Source organism: Pseudomonas sp. 14P_5.3_Bac1 (genome assembly GCF_025466135.1).
Taxonomy (GTDB): Bacteria; Pseudomonadota; Gammaproteobacteria; order Pseudomonadales; family Pseudomonadaceae; genus Aquipseudomonas.
In genome coordinates, this window is the sequence record NZ_JANLOF010000056.1 from 117,397 (window position 1) to 130,214 (window position 12,818).

Sequence of the window (12,818 nt, forward strand, 5' to 3'; positions counted from 1 at the left end):
ATCACTTCACCAGCGGCAGGTTATCGGCCTTCCAGCTGCCGATACCGCCGGACAGTTTGGCGGCGGTGAAACCGGTCTTGAGCATCTCGCGGGCGTGGGTGCCGGCGTGCTGGCCTTGGGCGTCGACCAGAATGATGGTCTTGCCTTTGTATTTTTCCAGCTCGGGCAAGCGTGCGATCAGCTTGTCCTGCGGAATGTTCAGGGCGCCGACGATATGGCCGGCGGCAAAATCCTTGGCCGGGCGAATATCCACAACAACGGCCTCATCCTTGTTGACCAGCGCGGTCAGCTCCGACGTGCTCAGGCTGCGGCCACCGCGGCTCATTTCATGAGCGATCAGCAGCGCCAGCAGGATGACAAAGGCACCCGCGAGCAGGTAGTGGGCAGTGGCAAATGCAATCAGGTGATCAACCATCAAGGAGGTTCCAGGGCGTTAAAATGGCGGTAAGTATACACAGCCGTCAGGGGGGGCCAACCCCCGTAAAGCGGTGACGTGGTCGGAACTTCGCTTTAAACTGCCACTCCCTTTTAGATTGCCTTCCTTTATTACCGCCGCGAGAGGATCTATGACTACTACGCCTAAACCTTTGGTCCTGATAATTCTCGATGGCTTCGGACACAGTGAAAGCCACCACGACAACGCCGTGTACTCGGCCAGGAAGCCGGTACTCGACCGCCTGAGCGCCACAGTACCCAACGGATTGATCTCCGGTTCCGGTATGGACGTAGGCCTGCCGGACGGCCAGATGGGCAACTCGGAAGTCGGCCACATGAACCTCGGCGCCGGACGAGTGGTATACCAAGACTTCACACGCGTGACCAAATCGATCCGTGACGGCGAGTTCTTCGAGAACCCGGCCATTTGCGCGGCGGTGGATAAAGCAGTTGCGGCCGGCAAGGCCGTGCACTTCATGGGCCTGCTGTCCGACGGCGGTGTACACAGCCACCAGGACCACCTGGTCGCCATGGCCGAGCTGGCCTTCAAGCGCGGCGCCGACAAAATTTACCTGCACGCTTTCCTCGACGGCCGCGACACCCCGCCAAAAAGCGCCCAGTCGTCCATTGAACTGCTCGACGCCACCTTCGCCGCCCTCGGCAAAGGCCGCATCGCCAGCCTGGTCGGCCGTTACTTTGCCATGGACCGCGATAACCGCTGGGACCGCGTGGCCCAGGCCTACAACCTGATCGTCGACGGCCAGGCCGAATTCAACGCGGCCACCGCCCAGGAAGGCTTGCAAGCCGCCTATGCGCGTGGCGAGAGCGACGAATTCGTCAAAGCCACCACCATCGGCGAGCCAGTGAAAGTCGAAGACGGCGACGCCGTGGTATTCATGAACTTCCGCGCCGACCGTGCCCGTGAGCTGAGCCATGTATTCGTCGATGCCGGCTTCAAAGACTTCGAGCGCGCACGCCAGCCGAAGGTCGAGTTCGTGATGCTCACCCAATACGCCGCCAACATCCCGGCCCCGTCGGCCTTCGCGCCAGGCAGCCTGGAAAACGTGCTAGGCGATTACCTGGCCAAGAACGGCAAAACCCAGTTGCGCATCGCCGAAACCGAAAAATACGCTCACGTCACCTTCTTCTTCTCCGGCGGGCGTGAAGAACCGTTCCCGGGCGAAGAACGCATCCTCATTCCGTCGCCAAAAGTCGCCACTTATGACCTGCAGCCGGAAATGAGCGCGCCGGAAGTGACCGACAAGATCGTCGATGCCATCGAGCACCAGCGTTACGACGTGATCGTGGTCAACTACGCCAACGGCGACATGGTTGGCCACAGCGGCAACCTGGAAGCGGCCGTAAAAGCCGTGGAATGCCTGGACCTGTGCGTCGGCCGCATCGTCGACGCCCTGGACAAAGTCGGCGGCGAAGCGCTGATCACCGCTGACCACGGCAACTGCGAGCAGATGTCGGATGAATCCACCGGCCAGGCCCATACCGCGCACACCACCGAGCCAGTGCCGTTCATCTATGTCGGCAAGCGCGACTTCAAAGTTCGGCACGGCGGCGTGCTGGCGGACGTGGCGCCGACCATGTTGATGCTGATGGGGCTGGAGAAGCCGAAAGAGATGACCGGCACGTCGATTCTGGTTTGATCCCCAGCATCACCGCAAAACAGTGTGAGAGGGGGCTTGCCCCCGATTACGGTGGGTCAGCTGACACAGAGGTGGCTGATACACCGCTATCGGGGGCAAGCCCCCTCCCACATTGGATCTCCTGTGTTTGGTAGATATCTTTTCGCCATACCAACGCCACTCGGCACCTATCTTGCCTTCCAGCCCGAATTGGGCGTTTTTTTTGCGGCGCTTGGCGGGCATACTAGGCCGTCCCTTTCCCTGGTGTCGCCCGCCTCTATGCTTCGCGCCTTGATTACCCTCGCTCTAGTCTGCCTGCTCCAACCGGCATTTGCCGATGAGCGCGCACAAACCCAACAACAGTTGGACGCTACGCGTCAGGACATTACCGAGTTGAAGAAACTGCTCGGCAAGCTCCAGGAAGAGAAATCCGGGGTGCAGAAAGACCTGCGCGGTACCGAAACCGAAATGGGCAAGCTCGAGAAGCAGGTCCAGGAGCTACAAAAAGAATTAAAGAAGAGCGAGTCGGAACTGGAGCGACTCGACGCTGAGAAAAAAAAACTCCAGAGCGCACGCGTTGAACAGCAACGCCTGATTGCGATCCAGGCCCGCGCCGCGTACCAGAGCGGCCGCCAGGAATACCTCAAGCTGCTGCTCAACCAGCAGAACCCGGAAAAATTCGCGCGCACCCTCACCTATTACGACTACCTGAGCAAGGCACGCCTGGCGCAGTTGAAGGGTTTTAACGAAACCCTGCGCCAGTTGGCCAACGTCGAGCAGGAAATTGCCGACCAGCAATCGCAACTGCTCGACCAGAAAACCGCCCTCGACACCCAGCGCGACCAGCTGGACAAGGTCCGCAAAGAGCGTCAGCTAGCCCTGGCCAAGCTCAACGACGATGTGAAGGCCCGCGACGCCAAACTGCAGGCCCGCGAGCAAGACCAGGCTGACCTGGGCAAAGTGCTCAAAACCATCGAGGAAACCCTGGCTCGCCAGGCACGTGAGGCCGAAGAAGCGCGGCAGAAAGCGCTGATCGCCCAGCAGGAAGCGGAAAAAAAGCGTCAGCGTGAAGCCGAACTGGCCGCCACCACCGACGCTCCGGCCCCACGCAAACCGGCGCGCGCAGCGCCTGGCCCGCTGGTTTCCAGCGCCGGCGAGTCGTTCGGCGGACCTTTTGCTTCAGCGCGTGGAAAACTTCCATGGCCTGTTGATGGTCGACTACTGGCACGCTTCGGTGAAACCCGAGGTGACGATACCCGCGCCAAATGGGACGGGGTCATGATCAGCGCCGCCGCCGGCAGCCAGGTTCATGCCGTTCACGGTGGGCGCGTGGTGTTTGCCGATTGGCTGCGCGGCGCCGGTTTGTTGGTGATTCTTGACCACGGTAATGGCTATTTGAGCCTTTACGGCCACAATCAGACTTTACTCAAGTCGGCAGGTGATGTTGTAAAAGCCGGTGAATCCATCTCCACTGTCGGTAACAGTGGTGGCCAGGACACTCCGGCGCTGTACTTCGCTATTCGTCAGCAGGGCCGCCCGAGCGACCCTGCACAATGGTGCCGTTCCCAAGGATAGGGCCGCATCTACATTAGGAGTTCGTTCGACATGCTGCATTTGTCCCGCCTCACTTCGCTGGCCCTGACGATCGCCCTGGTGATCGGCGCGCCTCTGGCTTTTGCCGACCAGGCCGCTGGGGCTGCACCCGCCGCCACGACCGCGACCACGGCTGCGACCACCAAGGCCCCGCTGCCGCTGGACGAGTTGCGCACCTTTGCCGAGGTCATGGACCGGATCAAGGCAGCCTATGTCGAACCCGTAGACGATAAAACCCTGCTGGAAAATGCCATTAAAGGCATGCTCAGCAACCTCGACCCGCACTCCGCTTACCTGGGCCCGGAAGATTTTGCCGAGTTGCAGGAAAGCACCAGCGGCGAGTTCGGCGGCCTGGGCATCGAAGTCGGCTCCGAAGACGGCCAGATCAAAGTGGTCTCGCCGATCGACGACACGCCGGCGTCCAAAGCTGGCATCCAGGCTGGCGACCTGATCGTGAAGATCAACGGTCAACCGACTCGCGGCCAGACCATGACCGAAGCTGTCGACAAGATGCGTGGCAAGCTCGGCCAGAAAATCACCCTGACCCTGGTGCGCGACGGCGGCAACCCGTTTGACGTGACCCTGGCCCGCGCGACCATCACGGTCAAGAGCGTGAAGAGCCAACTGCTGGAGTCCGGCTACGGCTACATCCGTATCACCCAGTTCCAGGTCAAGACCGGCGACGAAGTGGCCAAGGCCCTGGCCAAGCTGCGCAAAGACAACGGGAAGAAACTCAACGGCATCGTGCTCGACCTGCGTAACAACCCGGGCGGCGTGTTGCAGTCTGCGGTGGAAGTGGTCGACCACTTCATCACCAAGGGCCTGATCGTTTACACCAAAGGCCGCATCGCCAACTCCGAGTTGCGCTTCTCGGCCACCGGCAATGACTTGAGCGAAGGCGTGCCACTGGCAGTGCTGATCAACGGCGGCAGCGCCTCGGCGTCGGAAATCGTCGCCGGTGCCCTGCAGGACCAGAAACGCGGCGTGCTGATGGGCACCACCAGCTTCGGCAAAGGCTCGGTACAAACCGTGCTGCCGCTGAACAATGACCGCGCATTGAAGATCACCACGGCGCTGTACTACACGCCGAACGGCCGTTCGATTCAGGCACAGGGCATCGTCCCGGACATCGAAGTGCGTAAAGCCAAGATCACCAACGAGATCGACAGCGAGTACTACAAAGAGGCCGACCTGCAAGGTCACCTGGGCAATGGCAACGGCGGTGCCGACCAGCCAACCGGCAGCGGCGCCAAAGCCAAGCCGATGCCGCAGGACGACGATTACCAACTGGCCCAGGCGCTGAGCCTGCTGAAAGGCCTGAGCATCACGCGCAGCCGTTGATATGCGTTTTGCCCTGATCATCGCCCTGCTGTGCAGCCTGGCAGGCGTCGCCCACGCGACGCCTGACGGCGAGCCACACAAAGCCTACCTGACCCTCATCATCGACGACCTGGGGCAAAACCTGCCTCGGGATCGTCGCGTCTTGGCCCTGCCCGGGCCGGTGACCACGGCGGTGATGCCGGACACGCCCCACGCCGCCGAATTCGCCCGCGAAGCGCACAAGGCCGGCAAGATTGTGATCCTGCACATGCCCATGGACCCGGCCACCGGCCCGTTCGCCTGGCACCCCGAGCTGCCGATCGAAGAACTCGGCAAACGCCTGGACGCCGCGTTCAAGGCCGTGCCCTACACCGCTGGCATCAACAACCATATGGGCAGCCGCATGACTGCCCAACGGGACGCCATGGCCTGGTTGATGGGCGAGCTGCAACGGCGTAACAAGTTCTTTGTCGACAGCCGCACCAGCGCGCAAACCGTTGCCGCCGCCGAAGCGCAAAAGATTGGGTTGGCGCATGTCTCGCGGGATGTATTCCTCGATGACGAGCGCACCGAGGCGGCCATTACCACGCAACTGCAAACCGCGATCAAGCTGGCGCACAAGCAGGGCTCGGTGGTGATGATCGGCCACCCTTATCCGCAGACGCTGGCGGTGCTGGAGCGCGAGTTGCCCAAGCTCAAGGCGCAGGGCATCGACTGGATTGATATCAAGCTGATGATCAGCGTGCGCGGCAATCAGGCCATGGCCGGGCATGGCAAGAACGGTCAGTACCGTTAGATCAGATGGCGACATTCCCGTGTGGGAGCGTGCTTGCTCGCGAAAGCGGTGGGTCAGTCAGCAGATTGAGTGGCTGACACAACGCTTTCGCGAGCAAGCCCGCTCCCACATTTTTGACCGTGGTTTTCCCGCTGATTGCAGTGCGCCGCATGGGTGCATTTGAAATGCAGTATTACCTGTGGGAGCTGGCTTGCCTGCGATAGCGCCCTTTCAGTGACAACTATTTCAGCTGAACCACCGCTATCGCAGGCAAGCCAGCTCCCACAGTAGTTCTTGCCCGTTAGAGGTAGCGCGCCATGATCTCGTCGACCACGCCGTCTTTGCGCAGCTGATCCAGCGCGGCCTGAAGCTTGGCGACCAGTTCGTCCGGCACGTCCTTGTTCAGCGCGAGGTAGAGTTGCGCGCTATTGAAGCGCAACACGGTCTTGAGCCCCGTCACGCCCACCTGACGCGCCAGGTAACGCCCGGCAGGATCACCGGTGGCCCACAGGTCGATCTGGCCATCCAGGAGCTTTTGCGCGTTGTCCTGGTCGCGTAATACCACCAGTGGGTTGAGGCCTTGCTTTTCCAGCGTATCGGCAATGGCGTCGCCTTTGTAGGCGCCGATCTTGTAGCGGCGCGCATGCTCCAGGTCATCCAGCTGGATCTTGCTGTCGGCCTTGGCCAGCAACACCCAATCGTCCGGGCCGATGGGGCCGACCCATTTGAACAGGGCTTCACGGTCCGGCAGGCGCGCCATCACGAATACGCCATAACCAGGTTTTTCCAGGGCGAGTTTGTAGATTCGCTCCCAAGGAAAACGCAGGGTCAGGTTGTAGGAAATGCCGGCACGCTTGAAGGTCTCGCGCACGATGTCCACGGCGATGCCTTCGATGTTCTCGTCCTTGGCGAAGTTCTTGCCGTTTTTTGCCATGTTGTACGGCGGGAAGTTTTCCGTCAGCAACACCAAAGAGGCGTCAGACGGTTCTTCGGCACGGGCCGAGCCTGCCAAAAGCATGGAAGAACTGGCGAGGGCGAGCAGCAGGTGTTTGAACATGAAAGTTACCGGAATCCATGGCAAGCGCAGAGAGTGCCGCGCGCTCGCCATGGTGTCCAGCAGCGTTTAGCGAACGACGATACCGCGCGCCGCCATGTAGGCCTTGGCCTCCGGAACGGTGTATTCGCCAAAGTGGAAAATACTCGCCGCCAGCACCGCGCTGGCGTGGCCTTCGATCACGCCGTCGGCCAGGTGCTGCAGGTTGCCGACACCGCCGGAGGCAATGACCGGAATGCCCAGCGCATCACTGATGGCGCGGGTCACGCCGAGGTCGAAGCCGTTTTTCATGCCGTCCTGGTCCATGCTGGTCAGCAGGATTTCACCGGCGCCCAGGCCTTCCATCTTCATCGCCCACTCCACCGCATCCAGCCCGGTAGGTTTGCGACCGCCATGGGTGAAGATCTCCCAGCGCGGGGTTTCGCCCGGCCCGGAGACTTTCTTGGCGTCGATGGCGACCACGATGCACTGCGAACCGAAGTGTTGCGCGGCTTCGCCGACAAACTCCGGGTTGAACACCGCGGCGGTGTTGATCGAGACCTTGTCCGCGCCGGCATTGAGCAGGTTGCGGATGTCTTGCACGGTGCGCACGCCACCGCCGACGGTCAGCGGGATAAACACCTGGCTGGCCATGCGCTCGACGGTATGCAGCGTGGTGTCGCGGCCGTCGACGCTGGCGGTGATGTCGAGAAAGGTAATCTCGTCGGCACCTTGCTCATCGTAGCGACGGGCGATTTCCACCGGGTCGCCGGCGTCACGGATGTTCTCGAACTTGACGCCCTTGACCACGCGACCGTTGTCGACGTCCAGGCAAGGGATGATGCGTTTGGCCAGCGCCATGGTCAGTCCTCAGCCGTTGTAGGCATCGCAGTAAGCCTGGGCTTCGGCGACGTCCAGGGTACCTTCATAGATCGCGCGACCGGTGATGGCGCCGATGATGCCAGGCGCCTTGGCGTCCAGCAGCGACTTGATGTCGCCCAGGTTGTGGATACCACCGGAAGCGATCACTGGAATATTGGTGGCGGCGGCCAACGCGGCGGTGAACGGCACGTTGCAGCCCTGCATCATGCCGTCTTTGGCGATGTCGGTATAAACGATGGCGGACACGCCGTCGGCTTCGAACTGCTTGGCCAGGTCGATCACTTGCACGGTGCTGATTTCAGCCCAGCCGTCGGTAGCGACAAAACCGTCCTTGGCGTCCAGGCCGACAATCACTTTGCCCGGGAACGCGCGGCAGGCCTCGGCAACGAACGCCGGGTCTTTCACGGCCTTGGTGCCGATGATCACGTAGCTCACGCCGGCCTTGACGTAGTGCTCGATGGTTTCCAGGGAGCGAATGCCGCCGCCGATCTGGATCGGCAGGTTCGGGTAGCGCTTGGCGATGGCGGTCACCACCTCGCCGTTGACCGGCTGGCCTTCGAAGGCGCCGTTCAAGTCCACCAGATGCAGACGACGGCAGCCACCTTCTACCCATTTGGCAGCCATGCTCACCGGGTCATCGGAGAACACGGTGGAGTCTTCCATGCGGCCTTGGCGCAGGCGTACACAAGCGCCGTCCTTGAGATCGATAGCGGGGATAATCAGCATCTGGCAAACCTTATTCGATATTCAGCAATGCTTGGGAAATCAGGGTTTCTCAAGCGACCACAAGTCGCTTTCGATGCTTTCGAACCTTTCTTTAAGGAGCGTCTGCGCGTCGAAAATCGCCCTGTTGTAATAGTGCGGCGCCACTTCGGTGGTGAACAACTCAAGAATCTCGGCGACCTCGAACGAGCCCAGCTTGAGCTCGAAGCGGTCCTCCATGAAGCGCTTGATCTTGAGGGTAGCCTCACTCTCCTGCTCGGGGGTGAGGTTCAAGATCGGCTGCTTCGGCTTCCTGGCCATTTACCAGCGACCATCCCAGGCGGCGAAGTTCTGCAGCAACTGCAGGCCATGGGTATGGCTCTTCTCCGGGTGGAATTGCACCGCAAAACGCGAACCTTCGGCCAGCGCGGCGGCGAAGTCGACGCCGTAGTGCCCGCCACCGACCACCTGACGCGGGTTACCGGCGGCGATGTAGTAGCTGTGCACAAAGTAGAAACGCGCCATGTCCGGGATTTCGTGCCACAGCGGGTGGTCGACGGTACGGCGCACCTCGTTCCACCCCATGTGCGGGACTTTCAGGTGTTCACCGTCTTCGTGCAGGTCCTTGCCAAAGAACTTCACCTGGCCTGGAAACAGGCCGATGCAGTCGACGCCGTCGTTCTCTTCACTGCGCTCGAGCAAGGCTTGCATGCCCACGCAGATGCCGAGGAACGGGCGGTCCTGGCTGACTTCGCGCACCAGGCTGTCAAAGCCCAGGCGGCGGATCTCGGCCATGCAGTCGCGAATCGCGCCAACACCAGGAAATACCACCCGGTCGGCTTCGCGAATCACATTCGCATCACTGGTGATCAGCACCTTGCCGGCGCCTACGTGCTCGAGGGCCTTGGCCACCGAGTGCAGGTTACCCATGCCGTAATCGATAACCGCGACCGTCTGCATTACAGGACGCCCTTGGTCGAGGGCATTTGCCCGGCCATGCGGTCATCCAGCTCCACGGCCATGCGCAGCGCGCGGCCGAACGCCTTGAACACGGTTTCGATCTGGTGATGGGTGTTGGTGCCGCGCAGGTTGTCGATATGCAGGCTGACGAGTGCGTGGTTGACGAAGCCCTGGAAAAACTCCTGGAACAGGTCAACGTCGAAACCGCCCACGGTGGCGCGGGTGTAGGGCACGTGCATCTGCAGGCCTGGGCGGCCGGAGAAGTCGATGACCACACGCGACAGCGCTTCGTCCAGCGGCACATAGGCGTGACCGTAACGGCGAATGCCTTTTTTGTCGCCGATGGCCTTGGCAAATGCCTGGCCGAGGGTGATACCGACGTCTTCCACCGTGTGGTGGTCGTCGATATGCAGATCGCCCTTGCTGACGATATCCAGGTCGATCAGCCCGTGACGGGCGATCTGGTCCAGCATGTGCTCAAGAAAAGGTACACCGATATCAAATCGGGCCTTTCCGGTGCCATCCAGGTTGATCGAGGCTTTGATCTGGGTTTCCAGAGTGTCGCGCTCGACGGACGCCTTACGTTCGGCCATCACCAGCTCCGCAAAATCATTGGGCGAAAAAGGCAGCCATTATAGGGGCGCGGGCGCTAAACAGAAACATCGAAGGGGATAAGACTGATGGAGTGTCGGCGCTAGACATGTGCGTACAAGTGCATGCTCCAGGATGGTGCGCCCGGCATATTAGCCAAATGCCAGCGCCGGCTTCGCTGTAACATGAGCGCTACGTTTAAAACCTGATGAATACTGAACAGTGACGATACCCAGAGTCTTACGGCGCAGCGGCATTCTCCTCCTGTGGGCGTTGACCTATTACGTGACCGGCATGGCCTCCCTGGCCTTTGATGACCCCGTCTCGAAGATGGCGATTATCTGGTTCCCGGCGGGCGTCTCGGTGTCGGCCTTCCTGAGCTCGCGCCGTGCGCACTGGCCGATGCTGTTTCTTGTGTTGTTGATCGCGCGGGTGCTGCTCGGTGCGCACGGCTGGGAGGAGTCACCGGCCGCCATCGCGCTTTCGGCTGAGGCGCTGGCAGGTTCGATTGCCATTGCCTGGCTGGTACGGCGTTTCGCGCGCCGTGGCGACGACCTGCACGCCATCGTGCTGTGGTTGCTGGCGACCGTGGCCATTTGTGGCGTGCAGGCGCTGATCAGGAAGGGCTGGCTGATGCTGGCCGGGGAAACATCACCCCATACGCTGACGACCAACTGGATGTCTGGCGTTAACGGCGTGTTCTTTGCGACCGTCGTGGTCATGAACGTGCTGAACAGCAACCTGCGCGAATTTCCCGTCAGCGCACGGGAGAAACTCGCCGGCGCAGGGTGGCTGTTGCTGCTCGCATTGAATACCTGGTACGTCTTCGGGGCAGCGCCGCACTGGCTCACCAGCATGCTGGACACCGATGCTGGCGCTGCGGTGTATTTCATCCTGGCCTGCCTGCCGATCGCCCTCGCCCTTGCCGTTTGCGTGACGTGGCGCAGCCCTGGAGGCTCGATCGCGCTGCTGGTGCTGGGCAGCATCGTGGTCAATTACACCGATCAGAAGACCGGGCCGTTTTATGTGCCGGGCCTGCTCGAAGGCGAGCCTCTGCTGCTTGCGCAAAGCTACCTGTCCATTACCGCCCTGCTGGTGGTGGTGATACGCCTGATGACGCAATCGGCCAGGCCCTACGACCCGCAAACCGGACGGCTGGGGGGCGACGGCGTGATGTACCAGTTGCATCCCGAAACAGGCGATATCCTCTGGGACGACAACCTTGATTCGCTGCTGGATATCGGCACCCGGCCCCTGGGCACCATTGAGCAGGTGCTGGCGCGCGTGCACCCCGATGACCGCGAAAAACTCAAACAGCACTGGTCGCCGGACACCCGTACCCACGCCTCATCGCTGGCCTTTCGCATCGACAAAGGCAACGGTGACTGGCTGACCCTTTACGACCAAAGCCCCGGCGCCATGCGCGATGCCAGGGGCCAAGTATTTGTCGGCAACTGGCAAAGCAGTCGCTATTCCTGAACGTTTGCCGATCAGCGTCTACCTGTACGAGTACCTTCATGATTCAGATTGCTTTACTGCTGTTCGGCGTTGAATTCGTCCGATCCAAATTCTGGTTTCTCGGCCTGATCGGTATCGTATGGGGCGTGATGGGCGTTGGCGTGATGATCGACGGCCTGGATGGCGAGTTGTACTTTCCGCTGCGCGCGTTCGGCTTGCTGTTGCTGCTGGAAAGCATTGTCACCCTGAGCGTGGCCGCCAGCGGCGTGGGTACCCAGCGCGCCGTGCTGTATTTCAAGGGCGGGATTTGCTTTTTTGTCGCGGTATTGATTCTTGCCGACAAGGTCTACAGCAACCTGCTGCTGGCGATCATCTTTGGCTTTACCTACTTTGTGATCGGCCTGCTGACCATCACCTCGGCCTGGGTCGTCAGGTTCCCGCGCTGGCGATCATCGTTGATCAGCGGCGGCGCCCAAGTGGTATTCGCCGGGTTGCTGGTCAGCCCGTACCCGATCGCCAACAGTGCCACCGTGTCTTTTTTTCTGGGCGCGCTGATGATCGTCAGCGGCCTGAACACGGTACGCATTGCGCGTCGCGTCAGGCGATTGCGCCATGGCACCTCGACGTTCGAGCTGCTTGCGCCCAGGGATCTGCTATCGGATTTCAAGAAGCTGCCGCCGCAGGAACCGCCGCCGCAGCCTGAGCCGGAGCCTGCCTGCACCGATCCACTGGTGGTGCATATCTGGACGCCGGAAGGCACCGCCAGCGCAACCACCATTCCCCGCCCGATCATCAATCGCTACATCGCGGCCGTGGACGCACAAGGCGTGATTTCAACCGGGCACGCTGCCCTTGAACTGTCGCCGTCGGTGTACCTGAGCCTGTATCCGGTTGCAGACATCGATCGCTCACCGTCAGAGTTTTTCCGCATTCTCAAGGCCACTCGCAACAATGACGTGCCGGGCACCTTCCAGCCGGACTACGCCACCGAAGTGGCCAACTGGTGCGATTCGGACCGCAAGATCATTTTTCACCGGTACAGCCGCAAGGCGTTGATTGAGTTTTCCAATAACTATCGCCAACAGGCCACTTACAACCTGACCTACCGCAACTGCTCGAGCAGCGTGGCATTTGCCTTGGAAGCCTCGATGGATGGGGTATTGGCGGAACGGTCGCGGCGCTGGCGCTCGGTGTTGCAGACCCTGCTCATGCCGGAACTGTGGATTGCCGCGCAAGTACGCAAGCGCGCCATGACCATGGCCTGGACACCCGGCCTGGTGATGGATTACGCCCGAGCCTTGCGGGTAATCGTGCATCCGGTGCCACGGCCATGGTTTCAACGCATCCCATGGCGCGGTCAATCAACCAAAGCCTTGCCTGACAAGAAGCAGGATTAGCCCGCTCTGGCTGCCCGAGGCCCGCTCACCTTGCA

General features: G+C 61.1%; 13 protein-coding genes. 6 read left to right on the top strand and 7 right to left on the bottom strand.

Annotation, left to right across the window (positions count from 1 at the left end):
- Window position 1: 1 nt before the first annotated feature.
- Window positions 2-415, bottom strand: a complete 414-nt coding sequence (locus NTD89_RS12915; protein WP_145159895.1) for a rhodanese-like domain-containing protein — start codon at window positions 413-415, stop codon at window positions 2-4.
- Window positions 416-566: 151 nt separating this feature from the next.
- Between NTD89_RS12915 and gpmI the strand changes: the two genes are divergently transcribed.
- From gpmI to NTD89_RS12935, 4 genes are all read left to right on the top strand, one after another.
- On the top strand, window positions 567-2,093 hold the full coding sequence (gpmI, locus tag NTD89_RS12920) for a 2,3-bisphosphoglycerate-independent phosphoglycerate mutase (protein ID WP_242198735.1): 1,527 nt from the start codon (window positions 567-569) through the stop codon (window positions 2,091-2,093).
- Window positions 2,094-2,351: 258 nt separating this feature from the next.
- The gene (locus NTD89_RS12925; protein ID WP_145159891.1) at window positions 2,352-3,647 is read left to right on the top strand and encodes a murein hydrolase activator EnvC family protein; all 1,296 of its coding nucleotides are present in this window, start codon (window positions 2,352-2,354) and stop codon (window positions 3,645-3,647) included.
- A gap of 30 nt (window positions 3,648-3,677) precedes the next feature.
- Window positions 3,678-5,006, top strand: coding sequence for a S41 family peptidase (locus tag NTD89_RS12930; protein ID WP_145159889.1), 1,329 nt, complete (start codon window positions 3,678-3,680; stop codon window positions 5,004-5,006).
- A 1-nt stretch (window position 5,007) separates the two neighbouring features.
- On the top strand, window positions 5,008-5,781 hold the full coding sequence (locus NTD89_RS12935; protein ID WP_106577473.1) for a divergent polysaccharide deacetylase family protein: 774 nt from the start codon (window positions 5,008-5,010) through the stop codon (window positions 5,779-5,781).
- A 280-nt stretch (window positions 5,782-6,061) separates the two neighbouring features.
- On the opposite strand, the gene NTD89_RS12940 is transcribed toward NTD89_RS12935, so the two are convergent.
- From NTD89_RS12940 to hisB, 6 genes are all read right to left on the bottom strand, one after another.
- Entirely contained in the window at window positions 6,062-6,817 is a 756-nt protein-coding gene (locus tag NTD89_RS12940; RefSeq protein ID WP_145159885.1) for a substrate-binding periplasmic protein, read from the bottom strand.
- 66 nt (window positions 6,818-6,883) lie between these two features.
- Complete coding sequence (gene hisF / locus NTD89_RS12945) at window positions 6,884-7,654, bottom strand: imidazole glycerol phosphate synthase subunit HisF (protein ID WP_003171107.1); 771 nt, start codon at window positions 7,652-7,654, stop codon at window positions 6,884-6,886.
- 9 nt (window positions 7,655-7,663) lie between these two features.
- Complete coding sequence (hisA, locus tag NTD89_RS12950) at window positions 7,664-8,401, bottom strand: 1-(5-phosphoribosyl)-5-[(5-phosphoribosylamino)methylideneamino]imidazole-4-carboxamide isomerase (RefSeq protein WP_145159883.1); 738 nt, start codon at window positions 8,399-8,401, stop codon at window positions 7,664-7,666.
- Window positions 8,402-8,440: 39 nt separating this feature from the next.
- Entirely contained in the window at window positions 8,441-8,698 is a 258-nt protein-coding gene (locus NTD89_RS12955; RefSeq protein WP_145159881.1) for a DUF2164 domain-containing protein, read from the bottom strand.
- A complete protein-coding gene (hisH, locus tag NTD89_RS12960) occupies window positions 8,699-9,337 on the bottom strand; it encodes an imidazole glycerol phosphate synthase subunit HisH (protein WP_262208058.1) in 639 nt (212 codons plus the stop codon).
- The gene (gene hisB, locus NTD89_RS12965; protein WP_003218037.1) at window positions 9,337-9,930 is read right to left on the bottom strand and encodes an imidazoleglycerol-phosphate dehydratase HisB; all 594 of its coding nucleotides are present in this window, start codon (window positions 9,928-9,930) and stop codon (window positions 9,337-9,339) included. The genes hisH and hisB overlap by 1 nt, the downstream gene beginning before the upstream one ends.
- A 220-nt stretch (window positions 9,931-10,150) precedes the next feature.
- Here hisB and NTD89_RS12970 point away from each other — a divergent pair, with 220 nt between their 5' ends.
- Both NTD89_RS12970 and NTD89_RS12975 read left to right on the top strand, forming a co-directional pair.
- Window positions 10,151-11,407 (top strand): MASE1 domain-containing protein, encoded by a 1,257-nt coding sequence (locus NTD89_RS12970; protein WP_262208059.1) that lies wholly within the window; start codon window positions 10,151-10,153, stop codon window positions 11,405-11,407.
- A 38-nt stretch (window positions 11,408-11,445) separates the two neighbouring features.
- On the top strand, window positions 11,446-12,783 hold the full coding sequence (locus NTD89_RS12975; RefSeq protein ID WP_262208060.1) for an HdeD family acid-resistance protein: 1,338 nt from the start codon (window positions 11,446-11,448) through the stop codon (window positions 12,781-12,783).
- Window positions 12,784-12,818: the final 35 nt, after the last annotated feature.

Excerpts from the sequence above, each read along its gene's own strand:
- NTD89_RS12915 (WP_145159895.1), bottom strand. The coding sequence starts at position 415 with ATGGTTGATCACCTGATTGCATTTGCCACTGCCCACTACCTGCTCGCG.
- gpmI (WP_242198735.1), top strand. The coding sequence starts at position 567 with ATGACTACTACGCCTAAACCTTTGGTCCTGATAATTCTCGATGGCTTC.
- NTD89_RS12925 (WP_145159891.1), top strand. The coding sequence starts at position 2,352 with ATGCTTCGCGCCTTGATTACCCTCGCTCTAGTCTGCCTGCTCCAACCG.
- NTD89_RS12930 (WP_145159889.1), top strand. The coding sequence starts at position 3,678 with ATGCTGCATTTGTCCCGCCTCACTTCGCTGGCCCTGACGATCGCCCTG.
- NTD89_RS12935 (WP_106577473.1), top strand. The coding sequence starts at position 5,008 with ATGCGTTTTGCCCTGATCATCGCCCTGCTGTGCAGCCTGGCAGGCGTC.
- NTD89_RS12940 (WP_145159885.1), bottom strand. The coding sequence starts at position 6,817 with ATGTTCAAACACCTGCTGCTCGCCCTCGCCAGTTCTTCCATGCTTTTG.
- hisF (WP_003171107.1), bottom strand. The coding sequence starts at position 7,654 with ATGGCGCTGGCCAAACGCATCATCCCTTGCCTGGACGTCGACAACGGT.
- hisA (WP_145159883.1), bottom strand. The coding sequence starts at position 8,401 with ATGCTGATTATCCCCGCTATCGATCTCAAGGACGGCGCTTGTGTACGC.
- NTD89_RS12955 (WP_145159881.1), bottom strand. The coding sequence starts at position 8,698 with ATGGCCAGGAAGCCGAAGCAGCCGATCTTGAACCTCACCCCCGAGCAG.
- hisH (WP_262208058.1), bottom strand. The coding sequence starts at position 9,337 with ATGCAGACGGTCGCGGTTATCGATTACGGCATGGGTAACCTGCACTCG.
- hisB (WP_003218037.1), bottom strand. The coding sequence starts at position 9,930 with ATGGCCGAACGTAAGGCGTCCGTCGAGCGCGACACTCTGGAAACCCAG.
- NTD89_RS12975 (WP_262208060.1), top strand. The coding sequence starts at position 11,446 with ATGATTCAGATTGCTTTACTGCTGTTCGGCGTTGAATTCGTCCGATCC.